Source organism: Nocardia sp. NPDC057663, assembly GCF_042799895.1.
Lineage (GTDB): Bacteria > Actinomycetota > Actinomycetes > Mycobacteriales > Mycobacteriaceae > Nocardia.
The window spans coordinates 75,229-98,354 of the sequence record NZ_JBHVHX010000002.1 but is presented as its reverse complement, the minus strand read 5'-3'; the positions used below and the strand labels follow the sequence as shown (position 1 = coordinate 98,354).

The 23,126-nt window shown below is 69.8% G+C and carries 25 protein-coding genes; 14 read left to right on the top strand and 11 right to left on the bottom strand.

Annotated elements, in window-relative coordinates:
• Nucleotides 1-75: 75 nt before the first annotated feature.
• From ACFVAV_RS05185 to ACFVAV_RS05175, 3 genes are all read left to right on the top strand, one after another.
• On the top strand, nt 76-1,296 hold the full coding sequence (locus tag ACFVAV_RS05185) for an NAD(P)/FAD-dependent oxidoreductase (RefSeq protein WP_379030281.1): 1,221 nt from the start codon (nt 76-78) through the stop codon (nt 1,294-1,296).
• Nucleotides 1,297-1,402: 106 nt separating this feature from the next.
• Entirely contained in the window at nt 1,403-1,798 is a 396-nt protein-coding gene (locus tag ACFVAV_RS05180) for a YciI family protein (protein ID WP_379030277.1), read from the top strand.
• Nucleotides 1,795-3,093 (top strand): RNA polymerase sigma factor, encoded by a 1,299-nt coding sequence (locus ACFVAV_RS05175; protein WP_379030274.1) that lies wholly within the window; start codon nt 1,795-1,797, stop codon nt 3,091-3,093. Before ACFVAV_RS05180 ends, ACFVAV_RS05175 begins: the two co-directional genes overlap by 4 nt.
• A gap of 118 nt (nt 3,094-3,211) precedes the next feature.
• On the opposite strand, the gene ACFVAV_RS05170 is transcribed toward ACFVAV_RS05175, so the two are convergent.
• A complete protein-coding gene (locus tag ACFVAV_RS05170) occupies nt 3,212-3,625 on the bottom strand; it encodes a MarR family winged helix-turn-helix transcriptional regulator (protein ID WP_379030271.1) in 414 nt (137 codons plus the stop codon).
• A 72-nt stretch (nt 3,626-3,697) separates the two neighbouring features.
• Here ACFVAV_RS05170 and ACFVAV_RS05165 point away from each other — a divergent pair, with 72 nt between their 5' ends.
• The 3 genes from ACFVAV_RS05165 to ACFVAV_RS05155 are packed head-to-tail and all read left to right on the top strand — an operon-like array spanning nt 3,698 to nt 5,087.
• The gene (locus tag ACFVAV_RS05165) at nt 3,698-4,108 is read left to right on the top strand and encodes a MarR family winged helix-turn-helix transcriptional regulator (protein WP_379030268.1); all 411 of its coding nucleotides are present in this window, start codon (nt 3,698-3,700) and stop codon (nt 4,106-4,108) included.
• 25 nt (nt 4,109-4,133) lie between these two features.
• Nucleotides 4,134-4,610 carry an NUDIX domain-containing protein gene (locus ACFVAV_RS05160; protein WP_379030266.1) on the top strand — a complete coding sequence of 159 codons (477 nt, stop codon included), beginning with the start codon at nt 4,134-4,136 and terminating at the stop codon, nt 4,608-4,610.
• A 45-nt stretch (nt 4,611-4,655) separates the two neighbouring features.
• Nucleotides 4,656-5,087, top strand: a complete 432-nt coding sequence (locus tag ACFVAV_RS05155; protein WP_379030263.1) for a nitroreductase family deazaflavin-dependent oxidoreductase — start codon at nt 4,656-4,658, stop codon at nt 5,085-5,087.
• On the opposite strand, the gene ACFVAV_RS05150 is transcribed toward ACFVAV_RS05155, so the two are convergent.
• Complete coding sequence (locus ACFVAV_RS05150; protein ID WP_379030260.1) at nt 5,088-6,035, bottom strand: AraC family transcriptional regulator; 948 nt, start codon at nt 6,033-6,035, stop codon at nt 5,088-5,090.
• 125 nt (nt 6,036-6,160) lie between these two features.
• Between ACFVAV_RS05150 and ACFVAV_RS05145 the strand changes: the two genes are divergently transcribed.
• The gene (locus ACFVAV_RS05145) at nt 6,161-6,892 is read left to right on the top strand and encodes an NAD(P)H oxidoreductase (protein WP_379030257.1); all 732 of its coding nucleotides are present in this window, start codon (nt 6,161-6,163) and stop codon (nt 6,890-6,892) included.
• 101 nt (nt 6,893-6,993) lie between these two features.
• On the opposite strand, the gene ACFVAV_RS05140 is transcribed toward ACFVAV_RS05145, so the two are convergent.
• The gene (locus tag ACFVAV_RS05140; RefSeq protein WP_379030254.1) at nt 6,994-7,821 is read right to left on the bottom strand and encodes an NAD(P)-dependent oxidoreductase; all 828 of its coding nucleotides are present in this window, start codon (nt 7,819-7,821) and stop codon (nt 6,994-6,996) included.
• A 126-nt stretch (nt 7,822-7,947) separates the two neighbouring features.
• Here ACFVAV_RS05140 and ACFVAV_RS05135 point away from each other — a divergent pair, with 126 nt between their 5' ends.
• Nucleotides 7,948-8,304, top strand: a complete 357-nt coding sequence (locus tag ACFVAV_RS05135; protein ID WP_379030251.1) for a winged helix-turn-helix transcriptional regulator — start codon at nt 7,948-7,950, stop codon at nt 8,302-8,304.
• 71 nt (nt 8,305-8,375) lie between these two features.
• On the opposite strand, the gene ACFVAV_RS05130 is transcribed toward ACFVAV_RS05135, so the two are convergent.
• Together ACFVAV_RS05130 and ACFVAV_RS05125 are read right to left on the bottom strand one after the other, a co-directional pair.
• On the bottom strand, nt 8,376-9,212 hold the full coding sequence (locus ACFVAV_RS05130; protein WP_379030248.1) for a phosphoribosylaminoimidazolesuccinocarboxamide synthase: 837 nt from the start codon (nt 9,210-9,212) through the stop codon (nt 8,376-8,378).
• Nucleotides 9,213-9,519: 307 nt separating this feature from the next.
• The gene (locus tag ACFVAV_RS05125) at nt 9,520-10,476 is read right to left on the bottom strand and encodes a GlxA family transcriptional regulator (RefSeq protein WP_379030245.1); all 957 of its coding nucleotides are present in this window, start codon (nt 10,474-10,476) and stop codon (nt 9,520-9,522) included.
• Between the two features lie 70 nt (nt 10,477-10,546).
• Here ACFVAV_RS05125 and ACFVAV_RS05120 point away from each other — a divergent pair, with 70 nt between their 5' ends.
• The 5 genes from ACFVAV_RS05120 to ACFVAV_RS05100 all read left to right on the top strand — a co-directional run bounded on the left by ACFVAV_RS05120 (nt 10,547) and on the right by ACFVAV_RS05100 (nt 16,320).
• Complete coding sequence (locus tag ACFVAV_RS05120) at nt 10,547-11,494, top strand: NADP-dependent oxidoreductase (RefSeq protein ID WP_379030242.1); 948 nt, start codon at nt 10,547-10,549, stop codon at nt 11,492-11,494.
• Nucleotides 11,495-11,719: 225 nt separating this feature from the next.
• Entirely contained in the window at nt 11,720-14,311 is a 2,592-nt protein-coding gene (pepN, locus tag ACFVAV_RS05115; protein ID WP_379030239.1) for an aminopeptidase N, read from the top strand.
• A gap of 115 nt (nt 14,312-14,426) precedes the next feature.
• Nucleotides 14,427-14,888, top strand: coding sequence for an SRPBCC family protein (locus ACFVAV_RS05110; protein WP_379030236.1), 462 nt, complete (start codon nt 14,427-14,429; stop codon nt 14,886-14,888).
• A 118-nt stretch (nt 14,889-15,006) separates the two neighbouring features.
• Nucleotides 15,007-15,612 (top strand): ClpP family protease, encoded by a 606-nt coding sequence (locus ACFVAV_RS05105; RefSeq protein ID WP_189032959.1) that lies wholly within the window; start codon nt 15,007-15,009, stop codon nt 15,610-15,612.
• Nucleotides 15,613-15,729: 117 nt separating this feature from the next.
• Nucleotides 15,730-16,320 (top strand): ClpP family protease, encoded by a 591-nt coding sequence (locus ACFVAV_RS05100; protein ID WP_189032958.1) that lies wholly within the window; start codon nt 15,730-15,732, stop codon nt 16,318-16,320.
• Between the two features lie 75 nt (nt 16,321-16,395).
• Here the strand turns inward: ACFVAV_RS05100 and ACFVAV_RS05095 are convergent, their stop codons facing one another.
• From ACFVAV_RS05095 to ACFVAV_RS05085, 3 genes are read right to left on the bottom strand one after another with little or no spacing between them, the layout of a single operon-like run.
• Nucleotides 16,396-17,232 carry an SDR family oxidoreductase gene (locus tag ACFVAV_RS05095; protein ID WP_379030232.1) on the bottom strand — a complete coding sequence of 279 codons (837 nt, stop codon included), beginning with the start codon at nt 17,230-17,232 and terminating at the stop codon, nt 16,396-16,398.
• Nucleotides 17,229-18,710 (bottom strand): flavin-containing monooxygenase, encoded by a 1,482-nt coding sequence (locus ACFVAV_RS05090; RefSeq protein ID WP_379030229.1) that lies wholly within the window; start codon nt 18,708-18,710, stop codon nt 17,229-17,231. The genes ACFVAV_RS05095 and ACFVAV_RS05090 overlap by 4 nt, the downstream gene beginning before the upstream one ends.
• Complete coding sequence (locus ACFVAV_RS05085; RefSeq protein ID WP_379030226.1) at nt 18,707-19,660, bottom strand: patatin-like phospholipase family protein; 954 nt, start codon at nt 19,658-19,660, stop codon at nt 18,707-18,709. The genes ACFVAV_RS05090 and ACFVAV_RS05085 overlap by 4 nt, the downstream gene beginning before the upstream one ends.
• Before the next feature lie 69 nt (nt 19,661-19,729).
• Between ACFVAV_RS05085 and ACFVAV_RS05080 the strand changes: the two genes are divergently transcribed.
• On the top strand, nt 19,730-20,320 hold the full coding sequence (locus tag ACFVAV_RS05080) for a TetR/AcrR family transcriptional regulator (RefSeq protein WP_379031780.1): 591 nt from the start codon (nt 19,730-19,732) through the stop codon (nt 20,318-20,320).
• A gap of 160 nt (nt 20,321-20,480) precedes the next feature.
• Here the strand turns inward: ACFVAV_RS05080 and ACFVAV_RS05075 are convergent, their stop codons facing one another.
• The 3 genes from ACFVAV_RS05075 to ACFVAV_RS05065 all read right to left on the bottom strand — a co-directional run bounded on the left by ACFVAV_RS05075 (nt 20,481) and on the right by ACFVAV_RS05065 (nt 23,126).
• Entirely contained in the window at nt 20,481-20,879 is a 399-nt protein-coding gene (locus ACFVAV_RS05075) for a helix-turn-helix domain-containing protein (protein WP_379030223.1), read from the bottom strand.
• A 64-nt stretch (nt 20,880-20,943) separates the two neighbouring features.
• The gene (locus ACFVAV_RS05070) at nt 20,944-22,152 is read right to left on the bottom strand and encodes an alpha/beta hydrolase family protein (protein WP_379030220.1); all 1,209 of its coding nucleotides are present in this window, start codon (nt 22,150-22,152) and stop codon (nt 20,944-20,946) included.
• Between the two features lie 107 nt (nt 22,153-22,259).
• Entirely contained in the window at nt 22,260-23,126 is an 867-nt protein-coding gene (locus ACFVAV_RS05065; RefSeq protein WP_379030218.1) for an alpha/beta fold hydrolase, read from the bottom strand.

The following is a 23,126-nucleotide window of genomic DNA, read 5'->3' as shown; positions in this document are numbered from 1 at the left end:
CGTTCCCTTGCGGTGATCTCGCGCACTAGGCTCGACGGCGAGGAGTCCCGGTCGTCCGCGAGAAGGAGTCCGTTCATGAGCTCGAATCAGCATTTCGTCGTCATCGGCGGCGGACTCGGTGCAGCCAAGCTCGCCGAGGCCCTGCGCGCCAACGACTTCGACGGCCGGGTGACGGTACTGGCCGCCGAGGAGGAGCTGCCCTACGAGCGGCCGCCCCTGTCCAAACAGCATCTGGCCGGCACCCAGCAGCTGCCCGATTTCACCGTCGACCAGGGTTCCTGGTACCGCGATCATCACATCGACCTGCGACTGGGCACCACGGCGACGGCGTTCGATCCGCGCGCCCACACGGTGACGCTGCCCGACGAATCCACCCTGAGCTACGACAAGCTGGCGCTGGCCACCGGTTCGCGCCCGCGCACGCTGCCCATTCCCGGCGCCGACGCACCGAATGTGTACACCCTGCGCACGATCGGCGATTCGGATGTGCTCGCCGAGATCCTGCGGACGCACCGGCAGCTGGTGATCATCGGCGGGGGCTGGATCGGCCTCGAGGTCGCCGCGCAGGCGCGCGCCAGACAGGTCGAGGTCACCGTACTGGAGGCGGCCGAGCTGCCCCTGGTCGGCGCGCTCGGCCCGGAGATGGGCGCGTTCTACGCCGAGCTGCATCGCGCGCACGGCGTCGACCTGCGAACCAGCACCAAGGTCGACATGATCCTGACCGACGACGGCATCGCCACCGGCGTGCAACTCGGCGACGGCACCGTGATCCCCGCGCAGGCGGTGCTGGTCGCGGTCGGCGCGCAGCCCAATATCGAGGCCGCGCTCGCGGCCGGACTCGCGGCCGACGGCGGCGTGCTGGTGGACGCGGGACTGCGCACGAGCGATCCGGATGTGGTCGCGGTCGGCGACATCGCCGAGCAGGAACATCCGCTGCTGAACCGGCGCGTCCGCGTCGAGCACTGGGCCACCGCGCTCAACCAGCCCGCCGTGGCCGCGCTGACCATGCTGGGCAAACCCGCCTCCTACGACCGGCTTCCGTACTTCTTCAGCGATCAGTACGACGTCGGCATGGAGTACACCGGCTATGTCGGCCGTGGCGACGACGTGCGTGTGGTGGTGCGCGGTGACCAGGCCGAACGCGAGTTCGTGGCCTTCTGGCTCGACCCGCAGAACCGGGTGCGCGCGGGCATGAACGTCAATGTGTGGGACGTGACCGAGCGGATCAAGCAGCTGATCCTGGCGGGCGAGCCCGTCGATCCGGACCGGCTGGCCGATCCGGACGCCCCCTTGTGACCCAGTTCACAGCTATTGGTGGAGCCGATGTGTCGAACGGTGCGCATCGGCTCCGACCATGTCTCGAGGGCGCCAGGAAGGCGCCACCGAAACCAGGAGCGTTCCGATGAAGTACATGCTGGTCAAGACCTATGCAGATGCCGCGTACTGCAGCACCCCGCTGCCGGAGTGGGCGCCCGAGGACATCGCCGCCCACATCGATTTCCAGCGGGTGCTGGGTGAACAGCTGGCCGCCGCGGGCGAGCTCGTCGACGCCCAGGGCCTGTCCGGGCCGGATCAGGCGCTGATCGTGTGCTCCGACGGCAGCTCGGCGCCGGTAGTGACCGACGGACCATTTCCCGAGACCAAGGAGTTCCTGGCTGGCTATTGGATCGTCGACGTCGACTCCCCCGAACGCGCGATCGAGATCGCCGCACAGGCCTCGGCCGCACCCGGCCCTGGCGGCAAGCCGCTCGGCGAATACATCGAGGTGCGCCAGATCATGAGCGCGCCTGCCGAGTGAGCCCAGCCCCGCACACCGAGGACCTGCTGCGCGAACTCGCCCCGCAGGTCCTCGGCGTCCTGGTCCGCCGGTTCGGCGATTTCGACCTGGCCGAGGACGCCGTCCAGGACGCGCTGCTCGCGGCGGCGACGCAGTGGCGTACCGACGGTCTGCCGGGCAATCCGCGCGGCTGGCTGATCCAGGTGGCGCAGCGCCGGATGGCCGACGCGGTGCGCGCCGAGGTCGCGCGGCGGCGCAGGGAGACAACGGTCTTCGTCCGTGACGTTCCGGTCGAGGCGTCCGGGCGGGACGACACCCTCGACCTGTACTTCCTGTGCTGTCATCCCGATCTGCCGCCTGCGGGCGCGATCGCGTTGACCCTGCGCGCGGTCGGCGGCCTGAGCACCGGCGAGATCGCCGCCGCCTTCCTGGTTCCGGAAGCGACCATGGCGCAACGCATTTCCCGCGCGAAGAAGCGGCTGGCCGAGGCCGAGCGCCCGTTCGCCGACGGCGCGCACGACAGCGCACGCCTGGGCGCGGTACTCCAGGTGCTGTACGTGATCTTCACCGAGGGCCACACCAGCAGTTCCGGCGCCGGGCTGCGCCGCGCCGACCTCTCCACCGAGGCGATCCGGCTGACCCGTGCGCTGCGCGCCCTGCTGCCCGCGAATACCGAGGTCACCGGCCTGCTCGCACTGATGCTGCTCACCGACGCCCGCCGCGCCGCCCGCTCCGGTCCGCACGGCGAACTGATCCCGCTGCACGAGCAGGACCGGTCCCGCTGGGATCGCGCCCAGATCACCGAGGGCCTGCGCCTGCTCACCGCGACCATGCCCGCCGGCCTGACCGGGCTGTACCAGCTCCAGGCCGCGATCGCGGGCCTGCACACACAGTCCGCCCACCTCGAGGACACCGACTGGGATCGAATCCTGCTGCTCTACACCATGATCGAGCGTTCCAACCCGAACCCGATGGTCACCCTCAACCGGGCCGTGGCGACCGCCATGGTGCACGGTCCCGCCGCCGGACTCGCCGTGGTCGACTCCGTCGCCGAGCCGCTGGCCCGCTCCCACCGGCTCGCCGCGGTGCGCGGGCACCTACACGAGATGGCGGGCGACGACGCCGCTGCCGTCGAGCACTATCAGCTGGCCGCCAAACAGACGGCAAGCGTGCCAGAGCGCGACTACCTGTTGCTCCGCGCCGCCCGTCTGCGTTCGGGCGAGGCTGTATCGGCGGTTCGTTCGCGTCCACGCGAACAGCCCGGCATCGAGAAGGTCGTCGACCCGAACTCCGGCAAGGCCGCGCCAGCCCACTGAACTCCCCGAGCTCGGCGGCCGAGGCCGAACGCCGATCTGCAGGCTCGCTCAGGTTCTCGGACACCACGCGCGAGGGCGTCGGTGCCGGCAAGCTCAACGCGCCGAGGCCGGGACCGGGTCAACCGACTGGTTCGAGGTTTGCGATCATGCGCGCGAGAGTGCCGGTGAGGGTGGCGAATTCGGCCTCGGTGATGCCGTCGGCCAGCTGTCGGCGGACGACGCCCACCGCGCGGGCCGCAGTCCCGTGCGCTGTCAGCCCCGCGCCTGTAGCGGCATACCGGCCGTCGGGGTCGCGGGTGATCCACCCACGTTCGATCAGCGCAGCGGTGACATCGGCGATCGACTCGCCGTCGGCCGTCCAGAACGGGCGCAGCGCGTCGACCAGGTCGGCGGCGGTATCACCGACGATCGTGTTGAGCGTCTGCCACTCGCGCCGCGACATCCCGACGCTCTCGACCGCCTGGTCGAAGGTCGCCTCGATCAGCTGGTCCAGGCGTTTGACCTGGTAACCGATCAGCCTGCGTCCGGTCATCGTCCATCCTTAAATGCACTTCAACAATTACATGTCTTATTACATGTATATGTACGACGGTAGCATGATTCCATGGACGAGGTCGAGCGGATCGAACAGGCGATGATCGCCATCCGGCGGCGCCAGACCCGGCGCACCCTTGCGGCGGACGAACCGAGCGGACAGGCCTTCGACGTGCTCGATGTGGTGGAGGCCGCGACCGAGCCGACCGTGTCCACGGTCGCGACCGCGCTGGCCGTCGATCAGCCGCGCGCCAGCAAGCTCGTCGCCGCCGCCGTCACCGCGGGATACCTGCGCCGCGTCGCCGACCAATCCGACGGCCGACGCTCGCTGCTCGTGCTCACCGAGCACGGCCGGGACCTGCTCGACCGCGCACACGACCGCCGCCGCGGCGCCTTCGACCGCGCGATGACCGGCTGGCCCGACACCGACCGCGCCGACTTCGCCCGCCTGCTCGCCCGGTTCGTCGACGGGCTCGGCTGACGCCGGTCCTGGCAGACTCGCAGTCGTGACGGATGTATTCAGTGCGGGTGTCCTGGTCTATCGCCGCGGCGACACCGGGATCGAGGTCCTGCTCGGCCATCTGGGTGGCCCGCTGTGGGCGAAGAAGGACTCCTCGGCGTGGTCGATTCCCAAGGGCGAGTACGTCCCCGGCGAGGAATCGGCGCGCGAGGCCGCGGCCAGGGAGTTCACCGAGGAACTCGGTCTTCCGGTACCCGATGGCGACTGGACCGAACTCGGTGAGGTGCAGTACGGCAGCGGCGGCAGGCGCAAGACCGTGACCGTGTGGGCGGTCGAGGGCGACCTCGATCCGGCCGAGGTGGTGCCGGGGACGTTCGAGATGGAATGGCCACCGCGTTCGGGCCGCACGGGCGTGTTCCCCGAGATCGACCGGGCGGCCTGGTTCGATCCGGCCGCCGCCGAAGACAAACTCGCCAAGGGTCAGCGCCCCTTCCTCACCCGCCTCGCCGAGCTGCTGGGCTGAGGCCGGACACGACGGGCGGTGGCCGGTTCGCGGTAGATTGCGGTTATGCCCAGCGACCTGCAGCTGAAGATCATGAACGCCGGCCACCGCGTCCTGCTCGCCCTCAGCGGGGGCCGCATCGGCAACCGCATCTTCGGGATGCCCTCCCTCGAGCTGACCACGGTCGGCCGCAAATCCGGCGAACCGCGCAAGGTGATGCTGACCGCGCCGGTCATCGACGGCGACACGATCGTCGTCGTGGCCTCGCGCGGTGGCGACCCGACCCACCCGGCCTGGTTCCTGAACCTGCGCGACAACCCGGACGTCGAGGTGTCGCTGCAGACCGGTCCGACGCGACCGATGACGGCCCATGTCGCCACCCCGGAGGAACGCGCGCGGCTGTGGCCCCGGGTCGTCAAGGGGTACAAGGGCTACGGCGACTACCAGACCAAGACCACCAGGGAGATCCCGCTGGTGCTGCTCACGCCGCGGGCCTGATCAGACGAGCGCGGCCCGGAATTCCGTCGGGCTGCTGCCGCGGGAGCGCTTGAAGGCCGCGCTGAAACCGAACGCGTCGGAGTAGCCGACGGTGGTCGCCACCTGGGCGACGCTGCGCGCGGGATCGGCGAGCAGTTCCTCCGCCTCGGCCATCCGCCATTCGGTGAGGTAGGTCAGCGGCGGTTCCCCGATCACCTCGGTGAACCGCTTGGCGAACAGTGCCCGCGACACGGCGGCCTCGGCGGCCAGGCTCGCGACCGTCCACCGCTCGAAAGGCTTGGCGTGGATGGCCTCCAGTGCCGGGCCGACCACCGGATCGGCCATGCCGCGATACCAGGCGGGCGCGCAGTGCTGCTGCTCGGCGAGCCAGGTGCGCAGGTTGCAGACCAGCGACCAGTCCAGCAGGCGATCCATCATGGCCTGCGAGCCCGCGCTGTGCCGGACCGCTTCGGCGGCGGAGTCCTCGAGCCAGGCGCAGACGTCGCTGTCGGCGGCGACCACCATCACCGGCGGCAGGGCGCGCAGCAGCCGTTCGTGCCGCCTGCCGGAGGCGCGATAGGCGCCGACGATCAGCGAGGTCTCCCCCGGCGCACCGGTTTCGGTGATCTCCTCGTTCAATTCCGGTGTGGCGCAGGTCAAGTCGGTCCGGCCGAATCCGTCCGGTACGAAGCAGGACAGCTCGTACTCGGTGAGCGGCCGATCGGGCGCGGCCTCGGTATCGTTGAGCCGGAACGGTTCACCGGCCTGCACCACCGCCGTATCGCCCGCGACGAGCCGGGTGCTCGACCCGTCGGCGAGCACCAGGGTGCCGCCGCCCCGCAGCACGCACACCATGATCAGCGGCGCTCGATCGGCGAAGCGAATCGTCCACGGTGCGCGCAGGACGGCATGGGCGACGACCGAGCCGTCGGCACGGATGCCGCTCAGCAGAGAACTCAACGGGTCCATCCCACCAGCGTAGACGAACTCCTATCAACTGGAGATGATCACCCATAGATCGTCCACACGAATCACGGTTGACTCGAAGGCACGGGGCGCACCGCCCCACACCACGATCGAACAGGGAGCCCACCGTGTCGCAGTCGCCCACCACCACCGTGCCGACCAGCCCGACCACCATCGGGTCGCAGCAGTCCGAATCCGGCACTCGCACAGCGCTTGTCGTGCTCGCCCACCACCGCGCCGACTCACTGTCCGCCCATATCGCGCGCCGCGCGGCCGACCGGCTCACCGCCGCCGGGTACACGATCGACTTCCTGGATCTGCACGGCGAGAACTTCGACCCGCGGATGACCGTGGCCGACCAGCCCGACTGGGGCGACCGAGACAAGCGGTACTCCCCCGGCGTCGAGGCGCACATGCGGCGCCTGCTGGCCGCCGAAGTCGTGGTCGTGGTCTTCCCGGTCTACTGGCAGAGCGTGCCCGCGACGCTCAAGGGCTGGATCGACAGCGTCTGGAACTACGGATTCGCCTACGGCCGCAGCAAGCCGCGCCTGGCGGGCAAGCGCATCCTGTGGCTCGGCCTGGCGGGCGCGACCGCGGGCGACGAGATCCTCCCCGGCATGCAGCAGTTGCTGGAAGCCCAGCTCAGCTTGGGCCTGGCCTACTACAGCGGTTTCGCCGACTCCCGGATCGGCCTGCTTCCCGACGCCGAGGAACAGCCGCAGACCCTGGACGCCGAGGGCAATCTGATCATCGGCGAGGCGATCAGTGGCGACGCCCGCACCGCCCACTACGCCGCGTTCGACGCCACCGCCGAGGGTTTCGTCGACGACTTCCTCGCGGCGAACCTGGTCGACGCCTGAGCCCCTGCCCCGCGCGGTGACCGTGACCGTCACCGCGCGGTCGGGCCCGACCCACCGAACTGCCCGGCGTGGGACGCTCCACCCACCGACGACCGGCCGAGTTACGGAGAGGCGGGGGAGGTGAGCACGCGCCGGAGCACGCCGAAGAGTTCGGTGGGGTTGCCGGATTCGACGGCCGCCTTGTCGATCAGATCGATGGCGGCGGCGGTGAATTCGTCGCTCTGCTCCTGCACGTACTCCGCCGGGGTGTCGATGCCCGGCGCGTGCTGGGCGAGCAGGGTCGCCATGGCCTGGAGGAACGGAGCCATCAGCGCGGCCAGCTGCGCGGCGGTGCCGCCTGTGGTGCGGACCATCGCGCCGCCCTGCTGGAACGCGGCGAACATCGCGTACATGCCGCCCAGGATCGACACGTCGTACATCGCCGCCGCGCCGGGATCCGCGCCGACGAAATCGGCCCGCCCGAACAGTTCGAGCACCGAGCGGTACCGCTCGAAGGCCGCGGTCGCGCCGCTGTACAGCACGAACGCACCCGGCCCGCCGATCATCGACGGCACCGCCATGATGCCGCCGTCGATCAACTCGACCTCGTTGTCCGCGGCCCAGCGGCCCAGTGCCCGCGCCTGTTCCGGTGTCGTGGTGGTCAGGTTCACCACCGTGCGCCCGCGCAGCAGCGCCGCGGCCGGCTCGATGTGCTCGCGCACCGCCGCGTCGTCGAGCACGCACAGGATCACCAGATCGGCCGCCGCCAGCGCCTCGGCGGAGCTCGCCGCGAGCACCGCGCCCTGCGCCACGAGCGGCTCGGCCCGCGCCGCGGTGCGATTCCACACCGTCACCTGGTGGCCGCCGGTCAGCAGCGCCTGGGACAGCGCGGCGCCCATCGCGCCGAGGCCGAGCACCGAAACCCGCTGTGCCGTCACCGAGTTGGTCATGTTTCCCCTTGGTCCGAAGCTCTCGTTGCCACCTCGGCAACGCACTCCCAGATTCGCCGGTAGCGATACACTGCACAAGTACCGACTATCAAGTCCAATACTCACCAAAAAGTAAGTAAGGCGAACATGAAGCAGCGAGAGCGTCCGTATTCCTGCGGTATCGATGCCGCGCTCGACGTCGTCGGCGGCAAGTGGAAGGCGCTGATCCTGTGGGCATTGTCGACCGGCACGCAGCGCTTCGGCGACCTCAAGCGGATGGTGCCCGGGGTGACCGAGAAGATGCTGATCCAGCAGTTGCGCGAGCTCGAGCACGACGGGATCGTCCACCGGGAAATCTACGCGCAGGTGCCCCCGAAGGTGGAGTACTCACTCACCGACCTCGGGGTATCGCTGAACGCGGCGCTCGTCACCCTCGGCGCGTGGGGCAACGCGAATATGGACCACATCTGCGAGGTCAAAGGCGTTCTCGCGCCGGTGCACTGACGCGCCGACCGTGGTCCGGCCGGCCATCGCGCGGATGCGGCGCCGGTGCATCGCCCGGCGCCGCGCGGGCATCAGCCCTGGATGCCCTGCCAGGTCTTGCCCGTGATGCGCTCGTAGGCCTCTTCGTACTTGCGCCGGGTCGCCTCGACCACGTCGGCGGGGATCTCCGGGCCCGGGTACTCCTTGTTCCATCCGGTGGAGGTCGACCAGTCGCGGACGAACTGCTTGTCGAAGGAACGCTGCGCGCGGCCCGGCTCCCACTCGTCGGCGGGCCAGAAGCGCGAGGAGTCGGAGGTGAGCACCTCGTCGCCGAGGGTGAGCACGTCACCGTCCCAGCCGAATTCGACCTTGGTATCGGCGACGATCACACCGGCCTTCGCGGCATGCTCGGCGCCGCGCGAGTAGATCTCGAGGGTCAGGTCACGCAGCTTCTCGGCGACCTCGCGACCCTCCTGGTTCACCACGTCGGCGAAGCTGATCGCCTCGTCATGGCCCTCGGCGGCCTTGGTGGACGGGGTGAAGATCGGCTCGGGCAGCTTGTCGCCGTCACGCAGCCCCGGCGGCAGGGCGATGCCCGACACGGTCCCGGACTGCTGGTACTCCTTGAGCCCCGACCCGGTCAGGTACCCGCGCGCGATGCACTCGACCTGCACCATCTTCAGCGGCTTGACCCGGATACCGCGCCCGGCGAACTCCGCGGGCACATCGGTCGCGGAGACCACATGGTTGGGGATGCCGGTGAAGTACTCGAACCACCAGTTCGACAGCTGGGTCAGCAGCGCGCCCTTCTCCGGGATCGGCGTCGGCAGCACCACGTCGTAGACCGACACGCGGTCCGAGGCAACCAGCAGCAGGGTGTCGCCGTCCTCGTAGAGGTCACGAACTTTCCCGGCGTGCACATGCTTCAACGTCGAGCCTCCGAATCCTGGATGGGCGTACTGGGTTCGCCCGGAACTCTACCGGCCCACCCGGTGACCGGATCCGGCCTGGTCACCGCGACGCGAGGCCGATCACATTTCGTGGCGCGCCGGACGCGGAGCGTGCGCCGCCCCTGGCGCAATTCCGCTCGGGTCACGGTTGCCGGCGCGTTCAGAGCCTCGCTGCAGCTCCATGGAGGCGACGGTCGCGGACGTCCTCCCAGCCTGGCCGCAGCTCCGCCGACGCACCGGTCGCGGGTTATTCCTGGCCTGGCCGCGAGTTCGCCCGGCGAGCCGGTCAGGCAGTCTTGCGCTCGCCATCGGCGAGGCGGAACGTGCGGCGGTAGGCCAGCGGGGCGACACCGACCGCGACCTGGAAGTGCTGGCGCAGTGAGGCACCGGTCGCGAAGCCGACGCGGCCGGCGATCTGCTCGACCGACAGTTCGCTGGCCTCTAGCAAGTGCCTGGCCCTGGACACGCGTTGCTGAGTGAGCCAGCGGCCCGGACTCATCCCCACTTCGTCGACGAAGCGGCGCGCGAAGGTGCGCTGGCTCATTCGCGCGTGCGCGGCCAACTCCGCCATGGTCAGCGGAAGCTCGAGGTGTTCGAGCGCCCAATACCTGGTCGCGGCGGTGCTCGCGACCGCGGGATCGGGGACGGGCTGGTCGATGTACTGCGCTTGCCCACCCTCTCGCCACGGCGGCACCACGCAGCGGCGCGCCACCTGGTTGGCGACCGCGCTGCCGTGGTCGGCGCGCACGATGTGCAGGCACAGATCAAGGCCGGAGGCGGCGCCCGCCGAGGTCAGAATGTCGCCGTCGTCGACGAACAGCACGCCCGGGTCGAGCCGCACCTGCGGGAAGTGGCGGCGGAACGAGTCGGCCATGCGCCAGTGTGTGGTCGCGGGCCGCCCGTCGAGCAGGCCCGCCGCGGCCAGGACGAACGCTCCGGTGCAGATCGACACGATCCGGGTGCCGGGCCGGATCCGTGCGAGCGCGTCCCGGGTCACCTCGCCCAGCCCGGTGACCGACTCGGAAATGTCGCATGCCGGAACCACCACCGTGTCGGCGGTAGCCAGCAACTCGGGGCCGTGCTCGACGGTGATCCGGAAGTCGGCGCAGGTCCGTACCGGCAGGCCATCGACCGAGCAGGTGAGCACCTCGTAGCGGTCGTCGAGGGTGCCGAAGACCCGCTGCGGCGTACCGAGTTCGAACGGATATACGCCGTCGAGGGCCAGAACCACCACGCGATGCATGGCACGATTCTATCGGATGATGACATCTCTGCCATTTTCCCGGGGCCGCGCACCCGGCACCGTTGACGCCATGACCGACACCATGCGCGCCATCAGCCAGGACACTCTCGGCGGACCCGAGGTCCTGCACGAGATCGAACTCCCCCGTCCCACCCCCGGCCCGAGTCAGCTGCTCATCCGCGTCCACGCGGTCGGGCTCAACCCGACGGACTGGAAGCATCGCGCCCTCCCTGGATTGTTCCTGCCCGCACCGCCTTTCGTGCTCGGCTGGGATGTCTCCGGCGTCGTCGAGACCGTCGGTTACGGCGTCACCCTGTTCGAGCCCGGCGACGAGGTGTTCGGCATGCTGCCCTACCCGCACGGGCACGGATCGCTGGCCGAATACGTCGTCGGGCCCACGCGCGCCTTCGCCCGCAAGCCGGACAACGTCGACCACATCGTGGCCGGTGCCACGCCGCTCGCCGCGCTCACCGCCTGGCAGGCACTGGTCGACACCGCGAATATTCAAGCGGGACAACGGGTGCTGATCCACGCCGCCGCGGGCGGGGTCGGCCATCTCGCGGTGCAGATCGCGAAGTCGCGGGGCGCGTATGTCATCGGGACGGCGAGCGCTGCCAAGCACGAGCACCTGCGCTCGCTCGGCGCCGACGAGCTGATCGACTACCGGGAGGTCGATTTCGCCGAGGTGGTCGGCGATGTCGACGTGGTGCTGGACACCCTCGGCGAGGAGAACAGCCGCCGGTCGCTGCCGACACTGCGACCCGGCGGACTGCTCGTCAGCATCCTGGCGAGCAACGGGACCGACCTGCCCGCCGAGGCGGCCCGGCAGGGCGCCCGCTTCGCCGCGCTGCTCGTCGAGGCCGATCATGCCGGTATGCGGGCCGTCGCCGCGCTGCTCGCGTCGGGCGAGCTGACGCCGACCATCGCCGGGGTGTTCCCGCTTGCCGAAGCGGCGAAGGCGCACGCGCTCGGCGAGACGGACCGGACGCTCGGAAAACTCGTGGTCACTGTGCCCTGACCAGGTGGGCGCCGCCGACCAGGTGCGCGGCGGCGCCGACCCAGGGGACGCGGTGGCGCCGACCCAGGGGACGCGGTGGCGCCGCCCCCGGGGCACGCGGTGGCGGCGAGGCCGGAAACTCGTGAGCGGGGGTCGACGGCAAGTGGCATTGTGGACGCTGATGTGCGCACCGGCGGTAGCCGGAACGCGCGACCGTGCCGTGTTCGTCGACGACGAAGGAGATCTATGTCCGCCCCGAATCTCACCCGCGACCAGGCGGTCGAACGCGCCGCCACGGTGGCCGTGCAGAACTATCGGATCGAACTCGACCTCACCGACCAGCCGCGAGGCGCGGGTTCGGAAGTGTCGGACACCTTTGGTTCGAAGACCACCGTCACCTTCACCGCCACCCCCGGCGCGAGCACCTTCATCGACCTGGTAGCGCCGCGGGTGCGCTCGGCCGTGCTCAACGGCACACCGCTGGATGTGAGCGACTACGACGAGTCGACCGGGATCACGCTGCCCGATCTCGCCGCGACCAACGAGCTCGTCGTCGAGGCCGACTGCGAGTACTCGCACACCGGTGAGGGTCTGCACCGCTTCGTCGACCCGGCCGACGACAACGTCTACCTGTACTCGCAGTTCGAGACCGCCGATGCCAAGCGGATGTTCGCCTGCTTCGACCAGCCCGACCTCAAGGCCACCTTCGACATCGTCGCCACCGCACCCGGCGACTGGCGGGTCGTCTCCAACGGCGCGACCGCCGAGGAGCACAAGGTCGGCGCGGTCGTGCGGCACACCTTCGCGACCACCCCGAAGATGAGCACGTACCTGGTCGCCATGATCGCCGGTCCGTACGCGATATGGACCGACTCGTACGCCGACAGCCACGGCGAGATCCCGCTCGGCCTGTTCTGCCGCGCCTCGCTGGCCGAGCACATGGACGCCGAGCGCCTGTTCACCGAGACCAAGCAGGGTTTCGCCTTCTACCACGACAACTTCGGCGTGCCGTACGCCTTCGGCAAGTACGACCAGCTGTTCGTCCCCGAGTTCAACGCGGGCGCGATGGAGAACGCGGGCGCGGTCACCTTCCTCGAGGACTACGTGTTCCGGTCCAAGGTGACCCGCGCGTCCTACGAGCGCCGCGCCGAGACCGTGCTGCACGAGATGGCACACATGTGGTTCGGCGACCTGGTCACCATGAAGTGGTGGGACGACCTGTGGCTCAACGAGTCGTTCGCGACCTTCGCCTCGGTGCTGTGCCAGGCCGAGGCCACCGAATACACCAGTGCCTGGACCACATTCGCGAATGTGGAGAAGTCCTGGGCCTACCGGCAGGATCAGCTGCCCTCGACCCACCCGATCGCGGCCGACATCCCCGACCTGCACGCGGTGGAGGTCAACTTCGACGGCATCACCTACGCCAAGGGCGCCAGCGTGCTCAAGCAGCTCGTCGCCTACGTCGGCCTGCAGCCGTTCCTGGCCGGTCTGCGTGACTACTTCGCCGAACACGCCTACGGCAATGCCACTTTCGACGATCTGCTCGCGGCGCTGGAGAAGGCGTCCGGCCGCGACCTGTCGAGCTGGGGCGCGCAGTGGCTCAAGACCACCGGCCTCAACATCCTGCGCCCCGACTTCCTCGTCGCGCCGGACGGCACGTTCTCGAGTTTCGCCGTGGTGCAGGAGGGCGCCGAGCCCGGCGCCGGTGAGCACCGCGTGCACCGGATCGCGGTCGGCGTCTACGACGATGTCGACGGCCAGCTGGTGCGCACCCACCGCGCCGAGCTCGACCTCGACGCCACCGGACGCACCGAGGTACCCGAGCTGGCGGGCGTGCCGCGCGGAAAGCTGGTGCTGGTCAACGACGACGACCTGACCTACTGCTCGCTGCGCCTCGACCCCGATTCGCTCGACGTGGTCGTGCAGCGCATCGGTGACATCGCCGATTCGCTGCCGCGCACGCTGGCCTGGTCGGCGGCCTGGGAGATGACCCGCCAGGCCGAGATGAAGGCCCGCGATTTCGTCGCGCTGGTGCAGCGCGGGATCGGCGCCGAGTCCGAGATCGGGGTGGTGCAGCGTCTGCTCATGCAGGCCGTCACCGCCATCTCCAGCTACGCCGATCCGGTGTGGGCCGAGCAGGAGGGCTGGCCCGGTTTCGCCGACCGGCTGCTCGAGCTGGCCCGCGCGGCCGAGGCGGGCTCGGATCATCAGCTCGCCTTCGTCAACGCGCTGACCGGGGCGTTGCTCGCGCCGCGCCACACCGGCGTGCTGGCGCAGCTGCTCGACGGCGATCCGGCCGTGGCCGGGCTCACCGGGCTCACCGTCGACACCGACCTGCGCTGGCGCATCGTCACCGCGCTGGCGGCGGCCGGGCAGATCGACGCCGACGGCCTGGACACGCCGACCATCGACGCCGAGCTGGCGGGCGATCCGACGGCGGCGGGCAAGCGCCAGGCCGCCGCGGCCGCCACCGCCCGCCCGATCGCCGAGGTCAAGGAACAGGCCTGGGCGACGGTGATGGGCGACGACTCGGTGCCCAACATCACCGCCCGCGCCATCGTCGGCGGCTTCGCGCCCGCCGGTCAGGGCGAGCTGCTTGCCCCGTACGTGGACAAGTACTTCGCCGAGATCCCCGCCGTGTGGGAGCGCCGCTCGAGCGAGGTCGCCCAGACCGTCGTCATCGGCCTGTACCCGCACTGGGCGATCGCCGAGGACGCCGTCGCCAAGGCCGACGAGTTCCTGGCGGGCGATCACCCGCCCGCCCTGTACCGCCTGGTCTCCGAAGGCCGCGCCGGTATCGAACGTTCTCTGCGCGCACGGGAATTCGACGCCAAGTAGGTGACATCAGCGGATGGCCCCGATCCCACCCGGATCGGGGCCATCCGCGCTCGAACCACCGGTAGGCTCCGGGTGGGGGACTTCCTCCATGTCGAATCTTCGAGGGAGAAGCGGGATGGAAACTGTTGTCGTCGAGCGCGTTGTCGCGGCACCGATCGAGCAGGTCTTCGACTGGTGTGCGACCACGACGAACTACGAGCGCTCGTTCTGGGTGCTGCGTAACCGCCTTGCCCATCCGGGTAGGGGCGCGCCGTACGGGGTCGGCGCGATCCGGCGGCACATCTGGCTGATCGGCCGTTTCGAAGAGCGCGTCACCCGGTACGACGCACCGCATGCGTTCGACTACGTCGTCGACCGCAGCTTCCCCCCGTCGCGGCACGAGGGTGGAACCATGACATTCACGGCCGTGCCCGGAGGCACCGAGGTCGTCTGGACGACCACCATGGAGGTGCAGGTCCCGCTGGTCGCCGGACCGGTCACGCGCAGGCTGGCCGCGCCGGTTGTCGCCAAGGTCTTCGGGCAGATTCTGGACATCTGCGCGGCGGAGCTCACCGCGTCGCGGCCGGCTGCCGGCTGATTCGTCACCGGCGCGTCCCCGCTCGCTGTCCGGGCCGGGCCGGTCCTGCTGCTGTGAGCAGATCTGCTGGGGGCAGCAGAAGCGGCGAATCACGATGTGCGCGAGGCACCGTGGACGCATGGCACACGACGACAAGACTCCGATGTTCAGCTGGCGGGCCCGCGAACAACTGTTCGGCCGCCGCATTCTCGTACTCGACGGCCCGCTCGACGACGACAACGGCACCCTGCTCATCACGCAGCTGCTGACCCTGGCCGCGCAAAGTCCCGAAGCCCCGATCTCGCTGTGGATCCACTCCCCCGGCGGCTCGGTACCGTCGATGCTCGCGATTCGCGACGTGATGCGGCTGGTCCCGTGCGAGGTGTCCACGCTCGCGCTCGGATTGGCGTGCAGCGCAGGGCAGTTCCTGCTGTCCTCGGGGACGCCGGGCCGCCGGTTCGCCCTGCCGCACGCCCGCATCCTGATGCACCAGGGGTCGGCGGGTATCGGCGGCAGCGCGGTGGAGGTCGAGGTGCAGGCCGACGATCTGCGCTACACCGTCGACACCGTGCTCGGCCTGATCGCCGCCGACACCGGACAGCCCTTCGACCGCGTCTACGAGGACTCGCTGCACGACCGCTGGTTCACCGCGACACAGGCGCTCGAGTACGGGTTCATCGACCACATCGTCGAATCGTTCGACCAGGTGGTCCCCAACCGCCACCGCATCGGCATCACTGCGTAAATCCCACAGCAACAACCGATCACGAGCCAACCCGACCCCATCACAACCGCCTGCCGCCGACGCGATTCCCGCGGCAGACGAGCCCGGCCAAAATACGCGGAGAGGCGGAACAGCACCATGACCAGTTACACGATCCCCAATGTCGTATCCCAGCATCGCGGTGGTGAGCGCATCACCGACATCTACTCGCATCTGCTCAGCGAGCGCATCGTCTATCTGGGCACCCCCATCGACTCCGGTGTCGCCAACGCGCTCATCGCCCAACTGCTGCACCTGGAATCGGACAGCCCCGGCCAGCCGATCAGTCTCTACATCAACTGCGAGGGCGGTGATCTGTCGGCGATGCTCGCCGTCTACGACACCATGAGTTTCATCAAGGCGCCCGTGCACACCACCTGTGTCGGCCAGGCCATCGCGGTGGGCGCCGTGCTGTTGGCCGGTGGTGCGGCGGGTCATCGTTCGATGCTCCCGCACACCCGAATCGTGTTGCATCAGCCCGCGACTCGCGGTCAGGGCACTATCCCGGACCTGATCCTGCAAGCCGACGAGATCGTCCGGATGCGCGCGGCGATCGAGGCGATCCTGTCCAAGCACACCGGTCAGACGCCGGAAACCCTGCGTCGCGACACCGACCGGGACCGGGTGTTCACCGCCGATACCGCGCTCGAGTACGGACTGGTCGACCAGGTGCTGCACGAACGGGAGTGAGCGCCCGGGCTGCGCGCACCACGCCGGATCTGCCGACCTCAGCGGTGTGCACGCACAGCCCGAACCAGCCGGAACTCACTGCTTTTCGATGCGATCCAGGTAGGCGCGGCGCACGTCGTCGTCGACCCGGGTGATCGCGGCGTCGTCGCGGGCGGCCTTGCGGAAGACCCGCATGACCGCTTCCGGCACCAGCCCGGAGGCGTTGGCCACCAGCCCGACATACGACGGCACCGCGGTCTCGGCAGCCCTGGTCTTCACCGTGCGGACCACGGCGGCGGCGATGTCCTCGGGGTCGACCGCGGGCAGGATGCCGTAGTCGATCCCGGAGCTGAGTTCGGTGCGCACCGCCGACGGGAGCACGGCGCTCACGCTGACCCCGGTCTCGTCCATCTCCAGCCGGGTCGCCGCAGTCAGCCCGACCACGGCGAACTTGCTGGCGTTGTAGACGGCCAGGCCCTTGATCGGGAACTTGCCCGCCAGCGAGGCCACGTTCACGACGTGGCCGTAACCGCGCTCGACCATGCCGGGCAGGGCCAGGCGCATGCCGTGGATGACGCCGTAGACGTTGACATCCATGGTGAGCTGGTCGATCCGGTCGGACTGGTCGAGGAACGCGCCGTTGGGCATCACGCCCGCGTTGTTCACCAGGACATCGAGCGGTGTGCCACGCCACTTCGCGGCCGCGGCGAGAAACGCCGCGTAGGAGTCCTTGTCGGTGACGTCGAGGACGTGGCCCATAGCCCGGATGCCGAGTTCGTCGGCGGCCTGGACGGCGAGCCCCTCGTCGAGGTCACCGAGCGCGACGTAGGCGCCCTTCGCCGCGAAGGCCGCGGCGGTGGCGAGGCCGATGCCGCGTGCGGCGCCGGTGATCGCGACCAGCGCGCCGTCGAGGTCGATTCGTGGGTAACTCATGCCGGTACCGCCATCTCGTCGTCGTGGGTGATGGTGAAGTCGTCGGGGTCGAAGGCGCTGACCCGGCGGGTCAGCTCGCCGGTGGACCAGGGCCAGCTGAAACTGTTGCGGCCGTTGGCATCCAGGTAGTAGCTCTGGCAGCCGCCCGCGTTGTAGACGGTGCCCGCCAGCGCGGACTGCACCTGGTCGACATAGCGGGCCTGGACCTCCGGTCGCACATCCAGGATCGCCCAACCCTGCCGCCGCGCGCCGGCGATCGCCGAGACCAGGAAGTCGACCTGGGCCTCGAGAATGGCGAAGGCCGAGGAGTGGCCGGTGCCCAGGCTGGGGCCGAGCACGGTGAACGCGTTGGGGAAACCGGTGGTCACCGTGCCCAGGTACGCCTCGGGCGAGCCCTGCCAATGCTCGGCCATGGTGCGGCCGTCCGCGCCGCGCACGATGTCGGCCAGCGGAGTATCGAGAATGTGGAAGCCGGTGCCGAGGATGACGGCGTCGACCTCGGCGGTACTGCCGTCGGCGCCGATCACGGTGTTGCCACGGAACTCGCTGACGGCGGTGGCGTGGACGTCGACGTTGTCCTTGGTCAGCGACTGGAGGTAGCTGTTGGAGAACAGGATTCGCTTGCAGCCGAGCAGATAGTCGGGGGTGAGTTTGGCCCGCAGCTGCGGATCACGCACCACCGCACGCAGATACGCCGAGCCCACCTTCTGCACCGTCTGCATCAGCGGGCGCGGATTGCGGAACGCGACGCCGAGCCCTTCCATCAGCGTGTACTCCACCGAGCGCAACGCCTTGTGCGCGAACGGCAGCCGGCGCATGACCCGCTTCTCGATCCCGGGCACCGGGTGGTCGAACTTGGGCAGCACCCACTGCGCGGTCCGCTGGAACAGGTGCAGCGCGGCGACCTCCTGTTGGATCTCCGGCACGAACTGCACCGCCGACGCCCCGGTCCCCACCACGGCGACGCGCTTGCCGCGCAGGTCGTAGTCGTGGTTCCAGCGCGCGGAGTGGAACACCTCGCCGGGGAACTCGGCCAGGCCCGGGATCTCGGGGACTCGCGGCTCGTTCCAGGGTCCGGCCGCCGAGACGACGAACCGGGCGGTCAGCTCGCCGTCGCCGGTGTCGAGCCGCCAGAGCCGGTCGGTGTCGTCCCAGTGCGCGCCGAGCACCTGCACACCGAAACGGGTGCGGGCGGCGAGCCCGGACTCGCGCGCCACCCGGTCGACATAGGCGAGGATCTCGGGCTGGGTCGCGAACAGCCGCGACCACTCGCTGTTGGGCGCGAACGAGAACGAGTACAGGCCGGAGGGAACGTCGCAGGCGCAGCCGGGATAGGTGTTGGCGCGCCAGGTGCCGCCGAAGGTCTCGGCCTTCTCGACGATCAGCACGTCCTCGACGCCGGCCTCGGCGAGCTTGATCGCGGCGCAGATGCCCGAGATGCCCGCACCGATCACGACCACTTCGTGGTGGGTGCTCATACGATTTCTCCTTCGACGACAGATACCCGGATCGCGTCGGCGACCCGGTCGGGGACGATGCGGCGCGCGGCGGCCAGGGTGGCCGGACGCCGGGTGGAATCCATGAAGTTGGGGCCCATCACGGCGAGTTCGGTGGGGCCGGGCTCGACCCGGATCACCCGGGTACCGGCGGCGCGGAGCAGCGCCACTTCGCGGTCCAGACCCCGGGTCATCTGGGCGCGCAACAGACGTTCGACGCGGCTCAGGCCGGTGGCCGGTGCGCCGCCCGCCGAGGTCATCGGCGCGACGACCACCACCTCGTCGAGGTACAGCGGGGCCAGCAGGTCGGCCGACACCGAGGACACCGCACCGCCGTCGACGAAGTCGCGTCCGGCGATCGGCACCGGCGGGAACCAGCCGGGAATCGCCCACGACGCGGCGATCGCCGCGCCGAGATCGACGTGCGGCGCGTCCGGCGAACCGAAGGCGACTCGCTGCCCCGAGCGGGGATCGGCGGCGACCAGCCAGGTGGCCGGATGGTCGACCCAGCCGCCGCGCGGGGCCAGCGCCCGGCCGAACGCGCGCAGCCAGTCGGCGTCGCCGCGGCCCTTCGGCAGGAGCCCGGCCAGCGCGGTGTAGACCGAACCGCCGCGCACACCCGCGCCGACGAGTCCGAGGCCGGGCAGCCCGAGTGCGGGCAGCGGTGGCATCGCACCGGGGTCGACGGCCACGTGGTGGGCGAGGACCGGGTCGGCATCGGGTGCGCCGTCGAGGGCGGCGAGGAGATCGCCCGGGGTACGCCCGGAGCCGAGCGCGGCGACGATCTCCGCACCCGCCGAGGTGCCGATCAGCACGTCGGCGGTGCGGACATCCCAGTCGAGCGCGCGTTCGACGGCGTCGAGGGCGACGGCGGTCCAGGCGAAGCCGAGGAGACCGCCGCACCCGATGGCGAGGCCACGTCGTGTAGTCATAACTCGGATACTAACGGTATTCGAGTTCCAGCGGTACCCCGTTTTTGCTACACTTCGGTCGTGGCCCGAATGACGCGCAAGGAGTCGCACGCACTCACCCGCGAGCGTTTGGTGGAAACCGCTAAACGCCTGTTCCTGGCCGACGGCTACAACGTGACCTCACTGGAGAAGGTGGCCGCCGAGGCCGGTTTCTCCAAGGGCGCCGTCTACTCGAACTTCGCCACCAAGCACGAGCTCGGCCTGGCCGTGATCGATGTGGTGCACGTGGAACGGGCTCAGTCCCTCGCCGACGCGGTGTTGCCGCACGACACGATGGCGCAGCGGATCGAGGGCTTCGCCCGCTGGGCCGATCAGAACATCGGCGACGTCGGCTGGACGGCACTGGAGGTCGAGTTCGCGACCAGCACCCGGCACATGCCCGAGGTCCGCACCGAACTGGCGGCGCGCCGCCGCTCGATGACCACGGTGCTGGCTTCCCTGATCCAGGTGCAGGCCGACGAGATGGGCTTCGACCTGCCGATTTCCGCCGAAGACGCCGCGCTGCAACTACTCTCCCTCGGCATCGGCCTCGGCGTGCAGCGCGCGATCGACCCGGAGATGCCGGTGAACGCGCTCGTCGAACAGCTCCGCGGCCTGATCGATTCCGTGCGGACGGCTTGACTCGGCACGAGCAAGGCTGCGCCCGTGGGCTCGGCGGAGACCAGCGGCACCGAAGTCCTGCCGACGCAGCGGCCGTCAGCCGGAGTTGGCGCCGCGTCCGAGGATCCAGCCTCCGCGGAGCGCTCTCGGACCCAGCGGCGGGATCGCAGGCCGATCGGGGTCAGGCCGCCAGGAGGACGGCGTTCGGGGCGACGAAAGTCTGAACCGGGGCGGGCTGGACCTGAGCGCCGATGCGCCGATCGCCACCGATGACGACCGCGCGAGCCGCGGCAGGCCGGCGCATGGACTCGGCCACCTGGGCGACGAGGTCGCTCAGCGAAGTACCGAGCGCGCCCGCGAGAGCCGCGATCATCTCGCTCGACGGCTCCTTGCGGCCGCGTTCGACCTCGGACAGGTACTGCGGGGAGATCCCCGCGCGGCCCGCGGTGTCGACAAGGGTGGAACGTTGTTCCAAGCGCAGGGCGCGCAGCCGATCACCGAGGACCTCACGCCACAGCGGTTCGGGACGCCCTGCACCGCGTCCGCCCGGAATCACCCGCAACCCGTTGTGTTCGCCCATACTCCGAGCGTAGGGATGCCGATGCCGACACACCCGGTTCTTCTGCTCTCGGCGTAACCCCGGCTCAGCGGATGATGCCGAAGCGGGTGTCCACCCAGCCGAGCGCGTCGGCGAACGAGGCCGCGACGATGCCGCTGTGATCGACGTCGTCGTACTTGCGGTAGTCGACGGACTGCCCGTGCAGTTGCTGCTCGGCGACCATCGCATCGGTCGACTTCAGCGGGACGGTCATGTCCGAGCGGCCCTGCAGCACCAGTACCGGCGTGGTGAACCGAAGTCCGCTGGGGTCGTTGTCGTCGAGTACCCGCAGCAGCCCGGACAGGTCGCCGTCCTTGGTGAACACGTCCTTCGCGGACAGCCCGCCCCACTTGCTCCGATCCCGCAGTGCCGCAGTGCATTCGGAGTCCGCGACCGGCAGCATCGACACCGCGCGCTGGGTGAGGAACCGGGCCGGGTCGACATCGGTGACGGTCTGCGCGCCGCGCACGAGCAGTGGCACGTAGAGCGAGACGTCACCGGTGCCGAGCTTGCCGAGCGGGTTCGACACCGTCCACTTCGCCATCCGCACCTGCTCCCCGAGGTGCGACGCGGGAGCCATCGCGACGGCGCCGAGCAGTTCCGAGCCCGGCGCCCACGCTGCGGCGGCCCCCGCGGCGAACAGGGCGGCGTGGCCACCCTGCGAATGCCCCATCGCCACCCAGCGCGAACCCACCGACTTGTCGACTTCGCGTGCGGCCGTGGCGATATCGCCCACCGCCCGCTGTTCGGTCTCGCCGATCAGATAGCCGTGGTTACCCGGCGTGCCGAGGCCCTGGTAGTCGGTCCTGGCCACCGCGTAGCCCTTGGCGACCCAGCGGGCTTGTTCGTCCCTACCCGGTGAGGATCCCTCGGTGCGCGAGGGCGCGCACACATCGGCGACGCCGTTGGTACCCGGCGCCCAGGAGATCAACGGCCAGCCGCCCGCGGGCGGCGTCCCGTCCGGCACGGCGAGCGTGCCCGACACCGCGACGGGCTTGCCCTGCGCGTCGACGGAGCGGTAGAGCACCAGAGAGTTGCGTGCGCCCGGCACCGCCTGCGACCCGGTCAGCGGCTGGGTCCGGATCACCGAACCGTGCTGTCCCGGAATAGATTCCGCAGGTGGGGAGTAGAAGCGGGACTGCGGTGCGCCGGCGACCTCGGCCGCGCCCGCCGTGTCCTCGGCACACGCCGACGCCGTCAGCGCCAGGCAGGCCACCGCGGCCGCCGCGATCACCCGAGCGATACCTGTCTGCATGTTCCCCCCGCTACACCGACGGCCGATACACCCGGCCGATAAACCGCCGACCAGGTTACTCGACGCCGCTGGGACGGCTGGGCGCCCCACGGCGCCCAGCCACCGGCTCAGCGCAGGACCCGGCCGAGGAAGTCGCGGATCAGCGCGGCGATCTCGGGTCCGTGTGTCTCCAGCGCGAAGTGGCCCGCGTCGAGCAGATGCAGTTCGGCGTCGGGCAGGTCGCGCAGGTAGGCGCGGGCACCGTCGGGGCCGAAGATCTCGTCGTGCTCGCCCCAGGTGATCAGCGTCGGCGGCCGGTGCTCGGCGAAGTACTTCTGGAAGTCGGGGTAGCCGTCGAGATTGTTCTTGTAGTCGAAGAACAGCTGCAGCTGGATCTCCTTGTTGCCGGGGCGGTCCAGGTAGGCCTGGTCGAGGGTCCACGTGTCCGGGCTGACCAGTGTGCGCCGGTCGGCCGGAACACCATGCGTGTACTGCCATTTCGTCGCTTCGAGCTCGAGCAGCTTGCGCACCGCGGGCTCGTGGGTGACGCGGTCGTTCGCGTGCGCGAACAGCACCTCCCAGAACGGGGTGAAGCCTTCGAGGTAGGCGTTGCCGCTCTGGGTGATGATCGCGCTGACCCGCTCGGGATTGCGCGAGGCGATGCGCAGGCCGATGGGAGCGCCGTAGTCCTGGATGTAGAGCGCGAACCGGTCGATGCCGAGGGTGTCGAGCAGTTCCAGGGTGATCTCGGTGAGCTTCTCGAAGCTGTAGTCGAATTCGTCGACCTGCGGCATGGCCGACTGACCGAAGCCGAGGTGGTCGGGCGCGATCACGTGGTAGTCCTCGGCCAGCGCGGGGATCAGGTTGCCGAACATGGCCGAGCTGGACGGGAAGCCGTGCAGCAGCACGACGGCCGGGGCGTTCGGGTCGCCCGCCTCCCGGTAGAAGACGGTCTGGCCCTGGATCTGGACAGTGTTGTGACGGGTCTGGTTCAT

What these genes read in the sequence shown, in the direction of transcription:
- ACFVAV_RS05140 (WP_379030254.1), bottom strand. Translation starts at nt 7,821, where the DNA reads ATGACCAACTCGGTGACGGCACAGCGGGTTTCGGTGCTCGGCCTCGGC.
- ACFVAV_RS05155 (WP_379030263.1), top strand. Translation starts at nt 4,656, where the DNA reads ATGCCCAGCGACCTGCAGCTGAAGATCATGAACGCCGGCCACCGCGTC.
- ACFVAV_RS05065 (WP_379030218.1), bottom strand. Translation starts at nt 23,126, where the DNA reads ATGAACCAGACCCGTCACAACACTGTCCAGATCCAGGGCCAGACCGTC.
- ACFVAV_RS05095 (WP_379030232.1), bottom strand. Translation starts at nt 17,232, where the DNA reads ATGAGTTACCCACGAATCGACCTCGACGGCGCGCTGGTCGCGATCACC.
- ACFVAV_RS05105 (WP_189032959.1), top strand. Translation starts at nt 15,007, where the DNA reads ATGGCACACGACGACAAGACTCCGATGTTCAGCTGGCGGGCCCGCGAA.
- ACFVAV_RS05070 (WP_379030220.1), bottom strand. Translation starts at nt 22,152, where the DNA reads ATGCAGACAGGTATCGCTCGGGTGATCGCGGCGGCCGCGGTGGCCTGC.
- ACFVAV_RS05150 (WP_379030260.1), bottom strand. Translation starts at nt 6,035, where the DNA reads ATGGACCCGTTGAGTTCTCTGCTGAGCGGCATCCGTGCCGACGGCTCG.
- ACFVAV_RS05120 (WP_379030242.1), top strand. Translation starts at nt 10,547, where the DNA reads ATGACCGACACCATGCGCGCCATCAGCCAGGACACTCTCGGCGGACCC.
- pepN (WP_379030239.1), top strand. Translation starts at nt 11,720, where the DNA reads ATGTCCGCCCCGAATCTCACCCGCGACCAGGCGGTCGAACGCGCCGCC.
- ACFVAV_RS05165 (WP_379030268.1), top strand. Translation starts at nt 3,698, where the DNA reads ATGGACGAGGTCGAGCGGATCGAACAGGCGATGATCGCCATCCGGCGG.
- ACFVAV_RS05075 (WP_379030223.1), bottom strand. Translation starts at nt 20,879, where the DNA reads ATGGGCGAACACAACGGGTTGCGGGTGATTCCGGGCGGACGCGGTGCA.
- ACFVAV_RS05170 (WP_379030271.1), bottom strand. Translation starts at nt 3,625, where the DNA reads ATGACCGGACGCAGGCTGATCGGTTACCAGGTCAAACGCCTGGACCAG.
- ACFVAV_RS05085 (WP_379030226.1), bottom strand. Translation starts at nt 19,660, where the DNA reads ATGACTACACGACGTGGCCTCGCCATCGGGTGCGGCGGTCTCCTCGGC.
- ACFVAV_RS05100 (WP_189032958.1), top strand. Translation starts at nt 15,730, where the DNA reads ATGACCAGTTACACGATCCCCAATGTCGTATCCCAGCATCGCGGTGGT.
- ACFVAV_RS05080 (WP_379031780.1), top strand. Translation starts at nt 19,730, where the DNA reads ATGACGCGCAAGGAGTCGCACGCACTCACCCGCGAGCGTTTGGTGGAA.
- ACFVAV_RS05185 (WP_379030281.1), top strand. Translation starts at nt 76, where the DNA reads ATGAGCTCGAATCAGCATTTCGTCGTCATCGGCGGCGGACTCGGTGCA.
- ACFVAV_RS05135 (WP_379030251.1), top strand. Translation starts at nt 7,948, where the DNA reads ATGAAGCAGCGAGAGCGTCCGTATTCCTGCGGTATCGATGCCGCGCTC.
- ACFVAV_RS05110 (WP_379030236.1), top strand. Translation starts at nt 14,427, where the DNA reads ATGGAAACTGTTGTCGTCGAGCGCGTTGTCGCGGCACCGATCGAGCAG.
- ACFVAV_RS05125 (WP_379030245.1), bottom strand. Translation starts at nt 10,476, where the DNA reads ATGCATCGCGTGGTGGTTCTGGCCCTCGACGGCGTATATCCGTTCGAA.
- ACFVAV_RS05180 (WP_379030277.1), top strand. Translation starts at nt 1,403, where the DNA reads ATGAAGTACATGCTGGTCAAGACCTATGCAGATGCCGCGTACTGCAGC.
- ACFVAV_RS05090 (WP_379030229.1), bottom strand. Translation starts at nt 18,710, where the DNA reads ATGAGCACCCACCACGAAGTGGTCGTGATCGGTGCGGGCATCTCGGGC.